This is a genomic window from Thauera phenylacetica B4P (assembly GCF_000310225.1).
Classification (GTDB): Bacteria; Pseudomonadota; Gammaproteobacteria; order Burkholderiales; family Rhodocyclaceae; genus Thauera; species Thauera phenylacetica.
On sequence record NZ_AMXF01000386.1, the window covers coordinates 1 to 2,294 of the forward strand.

At 72.9% G+C, this 2,294-nt stretch carries 2 protein-coding genes; both read right to left on the reverse strand.

All coding sequences use genetic code 11. The features are described 5' to 3' along the window. The coding region (locus C667_RS22275) for a hypothetical protein (protein WP_004386078.1) at positions 1-1,893 on the reverse strand (1,893 nt) is incomplete at its 3' end. A 1-nt stretch (position 1,894) separates the two neighbouring features. Beyond that, on the reverse strand, positions 1,895-2,294 hold a 400-nt coding region (locus tag C667_RS22280; protein WP_004386080.1), incomplete at its 5' end, for a hypothetical protein.

Consider the following 2,294-nt stretch of genomic DNA (forward strand, 5'->3'; position numbering starts at 1 on the left):
CGCGCTCGACAGCCCCGCGCCGCCATCCGCACCCGAGTCGTCCCACACCTTGAAGCCGAAGCCGTCCGGGCCGTGGTAGTCCGGGGCCGGCGCATAGACCAGGCCGGACAGCGCCGCGGCCGGGATGAACACCCCAGCCTGCACCGCCACGCCCTCGAGCAGCAGGCGGCCGTGCTGCGGCAGCGCCGTGATCGTCACCCCCGCCAGGCCATCGCCGTCGGCGTCGCGGAAGGGAAACAGATCGGCCGGCAGCGCCAGGCGACCATCCTCGGGCACGGTCAGGCCGCCCGGCGAGCCCGGACGCGGGAGCGCCTCGCTGGCGGGGGCATCGGGATTGGCGGCGATCGCCAGCGCCGAGGTCTGCTCGCCCATCGCGCCCTGGGGATCGAAGGCCCGCACCGTGATGGCGATGGTGTGATCGACGTTGGCGCGGGAGGTGTTGGAATAGCTCCACGCCGACAGGAAGGCCTGGAACTCGCCCACCGTGGCGGTCGTGACCGGCGCGCGCGGCTGGACCGTGTAGGTGTCGCGCGTTCCGTCCGTCACCCGCGTGACCGAGAACAGCGCGTCTCCGTCCAGGTAGGCGTTGATCGAATCGCTGGCCAGCCGTGCGGGGTTGTCGAGCACCACCACGACACGGGCCAGCCGGTTCGCGCTGTCCGGATCCAACAGCTGCAGCTGCGGAAGCAGGGGCACCCGCGCGAGCCGGTCGGTCGCCTCGCTGAAGCGCGCGTCCGCGATCGCGATCTCCGGCGCGGTGTTGGTCGGCGTGATGCCGATGCGTCGCTCGATCGAAGCGGAGATCGCATCTTCGCGGCTGCCGTCGTCGTCCACATCCGCCACGCTGATACGGACGGTGCGCGACAGCTGCTGCGGGTCGGTGTCCAGGCTGTCGAAACGCACCGTCTCGAGCAGGCGCGCATAGGCCTGCGCGCTGGCGGCCCCCTCGAGCGTGAGCCGCAGCTCGCCCATCGTGCCGTCGGACACGGGCGTGAACACGGTGCGCGCCGTGATGCTGCCATCGGCCGGCAGCTGCACCTGCAGGCGGTCGAAGGTGCCCGACGCGTCCGCCGTCGCCGCGGGCGCGTCGGTGATCCACACCGACGCACGGCCGACGAGCGCGCTGTCCACATCCCCGATCGCCACGCTGTCGGCGCCGAACAGCGTCAGCGGCGCGCGCAGCGCCGGATCGGCCGGCTCCGCGAAGGCGAGCGTGGCCGGCCCGCGCGCCTCGAGCACCGGCGCGTCGTTGACCGAGCTCACGAACACGAGGCGCGAGACCGCGCTGGCGTAGGCGTCGTTGCCGAGCGAGACATGGAGGGTGCGCACGCCCTCGAGCGGATCCTGCGCCGAGTTGGCGTAGCCCACGAGCGCGACCGTGTTGCGCAGCAGCTCCTCGACCTCGGCCGGCGTGTTGTCGAGCAGGAAGGACTCGGTCGCCGAGAGGGTGATCCGGTACGGACCCTCGCGGGTGACGGCGAACCCGCCTGCCCCGCCCACGTTCGGCGCGACCAGTTCGTCGCCGTCCGACGGCCCCTCGAGCGCGATCACCGCCCAGGACGCGAAGCCCTGCTCCTCCCCCAGCACGGGCAGCGCGGAGGACAGCAAGACCGGGCGCACGCCATCGCCTTCGCGGTACAGCAGGGGTTCGGCAAGCCACTGGGACGAGCTCCAGGGTGTGCTCGACGGATCGATCAGCGACAAGGCCGCGGTCGCCCTAGCGGCGTCCGCATCGCCGAGGCCGGCGTCGGGCTCGGCCCCGGCGGCGGGCGCGGCGGCGCCCTCCTCCCCGGCCTCGTGCTCATCCTCGTCCGGGTCGTTGCCGGCGAGGTCCACCATCAACGCGGCGTCGAGGACGATGCGTTCTTCCAATGCGTGTAGCCGCAGCATCATCTCACCCCTGCTCCGACCGGCTCACCCAGCAGTCGATGCCCTTGCCGCGCAGGTCGCGGCACAGCCCCCGCGCCTGCTGCTCGGGCATGCGATGGAAACGGACCTGCTGCAGCATCTTGCCGTTGTACGGGATCTGCCTGACCGTCGCGTCGCGGGTGTCGAGCATGCGCAGCGACAGCCCGCGGATCTGCTCGAGGACCACGCTGGGCGCATCAGCGCGCAAGAAGGCGCCCACCTGCAGATCCCACAGGTGCGCCCCCGCGATCGAATCCGCGGGCAGGCTCGCAGTGCGCGGCGCCGGCTGCAGGTCGGCCGCCGCGCTGGCGAGCAGGATCGGCTCCTCGCTCCGCACCGGCAGCGCCTCGGCCACGGCCGGCTCCGCCGGCGCGCCCGCGCCGCCC